The sequence below is a fragment of the Pseudoalteromonas sp. AOP7-A1-14 genome (assembly GCF_052376275.1).
Lineage (GTDB): Bacteria > Pseudomonadota > Gammaproteobacteria > Enterobacterales > Alteromonadaceae > Pseudoalteromonas.
Genome location: NZ_JBQSVO010000178.1, coordinates 1 through 4,006, shown reverse-complemented (window position 1 = coordinate 4,006; position 4,006 = coordinate 1). Strand labels below are relative to the sequence as shown.

Here is a 4,006-nt window from a genome sequence, read left to right as displayed (position 1 = left end):
TTCCTTTCGCCTATGATTAGTTGAATAACTATTTACCTTAACGTAAGCTGGCAGAAGCTTTAATTTAAATACTGTGGTTAAATTGCAAAGTTTATTCAGGTTTCTGGCAATCGTTTCACATAATAAAAACCGAAACACCCAGTTTATAGACAACAACAAAAGGTAGGTTATGACTAATCCCAATAACGTATCGCTGAATATTAATCATGATCTGTCATTTATTGACGGACACGCATTAACTATTCCTACACTTAGTATTCTTACTGAGGACGGCGACATTCACTCAGGCGCAACGGCGCCAGATATAGATAAAGCAACAGCAGTGCGTATGTACGAAACGATGCGCTTTATACGCGCTTTAGATGAACGTATGCAATCGGCGCAGCGCCAAGGTCGTGTAAGCTTTTATATGCAATGTTTAGGTGAAGAAGCCGCCGTTACAGCTTCAGCTGCAGCGCTTGATCAAGATGATATGATCATGGCGCAGTATCGCGAACAAGCGGCATTACATTATCGTGGCTTTACCCTCGATCAGTTTATGAACCAAATGTTTTCAAATGAGTTGGATCTAGGGAAAGGCCGCCAAATGCCAATCCATTATGGTTCTAAAGAACTAAATTATATGACTATTTCATCACCATTGGGAACACAAATTCCGCAAGCAACAGGTTATGCGTATGGTCAAAAAGTAAAGCATATTGAAGCTGCAAACGGCGAACTTGCAAGCACTATCGACAATATTACAATTTGTTACTTTGGTGAAGGCGCAGCCTCTGAGGGTGACTTCCATGCTGGTTTAAATATGGCCGCAGTGCATAAAGCACCCGTAATATTTTTTGCCCGTAATAATGGCTATGCGATATCAACGCCGGCTGATGAACAGTTTAAAGGCGATGGTATAGCTTCGCGTGGTGTTGGTTATGGTATTAAAACCATTCGTGTTGACGGCGCAGATGCATTAGCGGTTTATGCGGCAACTAAAAAAGCCCGTGAAATTTCGACTAGCACCGGTGAACCTGTGCTGATTGAATCGATAGCTTACCGTTTAGGTGCACACTCAACTTCAGATGATCCAAGCGGTTACCGTTCTAAAGACGAAGAAACGAAACACCAAGGCTGCCCAATAGAGCGTTATCGTAAGTGGTTAGTAAAGCAAGGTTGGTTAAATGAAGATGATGACAACAAAGCCAAAGATGCTATTCGAGAAGAAATTTTAGCGGCACTTAAGCGGGCTGAGAAAGTCGAAAAGCCAGCACTTGAAGAGCTAATTTCAGATGTTTATGATACGCCGATCCCATCATTACAAAAACAATATGATGAGTTAAAAAAACATATACTCAATAACCCAGATGCGTACCCAACCACTGCAGGGAGATTAAAATAATGGCTAAAATGAACATGCTTCATGCAATTAACTCTGCACTTGATATCACTATGGGTGAGCATGCTAATGCGTGCATTTTCGGTGAAGATGTTGGTTACTTTGGTGGTGTATTCCGTGCTACTTCAGGCCTACAAGAAAAGTACGGTAAACATCGTGTTTTTAATACGCCACTAACGGAGCAGGGCATTTTAGGCTTTGCTAATGGTTTAGCGGCGTTTGGTGCTCCGGCTCTCGCTGAAATTCAGTTCGCGGATTATATATTTCCGGCCTTTGACCAAATTGTAAATGAGTCAGCTAAATTTCGTTATCGCAGTGGTAATGAGTTCAATGTAGGTAATTTAACAGTACGTACACCGTACGGCGGTGGTATTGCGGGCGGTTTATATCACTCCCAATCACCAGAAGCTTACTTTGCTCATACACCGGGCTTGAAAATAATCGTGCCTCGTAATCCGTATCAAGCAAAAGGTTTATTGCGCGCAGCCATTAAAGACGATAATCCGGTTATCTTCTTTGAACCAAAACGTTTATACCGTGCTTCAACCGGTGAAGTGCCAGAAGACGATTACAGCATCGAACTTGGCAAAGCCGAAGTAGTACAAGAAGGGTCTGATGTGACCGTGCTTGCTTGGGGCGCGCAGATGGAAATCGTTGAAGATGCCGCTAAAAAGGCAAACGAACAAGGCATTAGTTGTGAAGTGATTGATTTACGCAGTATTGTGCCTTGGGATATGGAAACAATTGCAAAATCAGTAACTAAAACAGGGCGCTTAATAGTCAGTCATGAAGCGCCGATAACAAACGGTTTTGGTGCAGAGATTGTAGCGACAATCCAGCAAGAATGTTTTTTACATTTAGAATCACCAATCAGCCGTGTTTGTGGCCTTGATACACCTTACCCGCTAGCGCTTGAAAAAGAGTACGTGCCAGATGCATTAAAAGTATTAGCGGCTATTAAGCAGTCTATTGAGTTTTAGGAGTCATTATGTCTAAAGATTTTATATTACCGGATATCGGCGAAGGCATTGTAGAATGCGAAATTGTTGAGTGGCTTGTTGGCGAAGGTGATACGGTAAAAGAAGATCAGCCCATCTGTGATGTAATGACAGATAAAGCATTAGTACAAATCCCAGCGGTTCACGATGGTGTTATTACTAAATTGTATTACGCAAAAGGCGATATTGCTAAAGTACATGGTCCATTATTTTCAATGGATGTAAGCGGCAGCGAACCGAGTGATACAGAGGAAATACAAGCAGCGAGCCCAGCTCAAGAACCAACTAGCACTACGCAGCTTGAAGATTTTATTTTACCTGATATCGGCGAAGGTATCGTTGAGTGTGAAATTGTTGAGTGGCTTGTAAGCGAAGGTGACGAAATACAAGAAGATCAAGCTGTTTGCGATGTGATGACTGACAAAGCATTAGTGCAAATTCCGGCAAAATACACAGGTAAAGTTGAAAAGCTATATTATCAAAAAGGTGATATAGCGGCGGTACACAGCCCATTATTTCAAATGAGCATAGCTGGTAGCAGCTGCGCACCTGATGTAAATTCAAAGGTTGTAAAGGCACAAAGTAACGCGACAGAGCAAACACCTGAAAAAACAGCCATAGCTGGTAAAAGTAGCAATGAAAAGCAGATCAACAAAAAAGCAGTCGCTTCGCCGGCAGTTCGTCGTAAAGCGCGTGAGCACGATGTTGATTTATCTGAAGTACCAGGCTCTGGTAAAGCAGGCCGTATTTATAAAGAAGACATTGAGGACTTTTTAAGTAATGGTACTGCTGCGACAAATGTACAGTCACAGGGCAGCTCGCTTCAAGCTACTAATACCCCGGCAACACCGCCTGAAAAAGCATCATCGAATGGTAAACGAGTTGAGCCTATTAAAGGCATCAAAGCAGCGATGGCTAAACAAATGGTCGCGTCAGTGTCAACTATCCCGCACTTTACCTTTAGTGATGAAATTAATTTAACCAAATTGATTGCTATGCGCAGTGAGCTTAAAGAGCAATACAAAAATCAAGGTGTTAAGTTAACCATGATGCCGTTTTTCATAAAGGCATTATCGCTTGCTATGAAGCAATTTCCAGTGCTTAACTCACAAGTGAATGATGAATGCACAGAGGTCACTTATTTTGATGACCATAATATAGGTATGGCGGTTGACTCAAAAATTGGTTTATTAGTGCCTAATATTAAAAGTTGTCAGCATAAAAGCATTGTCGATGTTGCTAACGAAGTAACTCGCTTAACCGATGGCGCACGTGAAGGTCGGGTTTCGCCTGATGATTTGAAAGCAGGCACAATTAGCATTTCAAACATCGGTGCGATAGGTGGCACAATTGCAACACCGATTATTAATAAACCCGAGGTGGCAATTGTTGCATTAGGTAAATTACAACACTTACCGCGCTTTAATGACAAAGGTGAGGTGGAATCTGCTGCAATTATGCAAGTGAGCTGGTCTGGCGATCACCGAGTTATTGATGGAGGCACCATTGCACGCTTTAATAATCTGTGGAAATCCTATCTTGAAGATCCGGCTAAAATGATGATGGCAATGAGTTAAAATAGCCTTTATTCATACAGGATTCATAAAAAACCAGCTTAATGCTGGTT

Annotated in this window: 3 protein-coding genes; all 3 read left to right on the top strand. The window is 41.9% G+C overall.

Annotated elements, in window-relative coordinates; genetic code table 11:
- The first annotated feature begins 169 nt into the window (after positions 1–169).
- Genes ACT3RM_RS17090 through ACT3RM_RS17080 form a run of 3 tightly spaced genes read left to right on the top strand, consistent with a single transcriptional unit; the run spans position 170 to position 3,956 of the window.
- Complete coding sequence (locus tag ACT3RM_RS17090; RefSeq protein WP_441836586.1) at positions 170–1,384, top strand: thiamine pyrophosphate-dependent dehydrogenase E1 component subunit alpha; 1,215 nt, start codon at positions 170–172, stop codon at positions 1,382–1,384.
- The gene (locus ACT3RM_RS17085; protein ID WP_441836587.1) at positions 1,384–2,361 is read left to right on the top strand and encodes an alpha-ketoacid dehydrogenase subunit beta; all 978 of its coding nucleotides are present in this window, start codon (positions 1,384–1,386) and stop codon (positions 2,359–2,361) included. Before ACT3RM_RS17090 ends, ACT3RM_RS17085 begins: the two co-directional genes overlap by 1 nt.
- 8 nt (positions 2,362–2,369) lie before the next feature.
- Positions 2,370–3,956, top strand: a complete 1,587-nt coding sequence (locus ACT3RM_RS17080; protein ID WP_441836588.1) for a dihydrolipoyllysine-residue acetyltransferase — start codon at positions 2,370–2,372, stop codon at positions 3,954–3,956.
- Positions 3,957–4,006 lie beyond the last annotated feature (50 nt).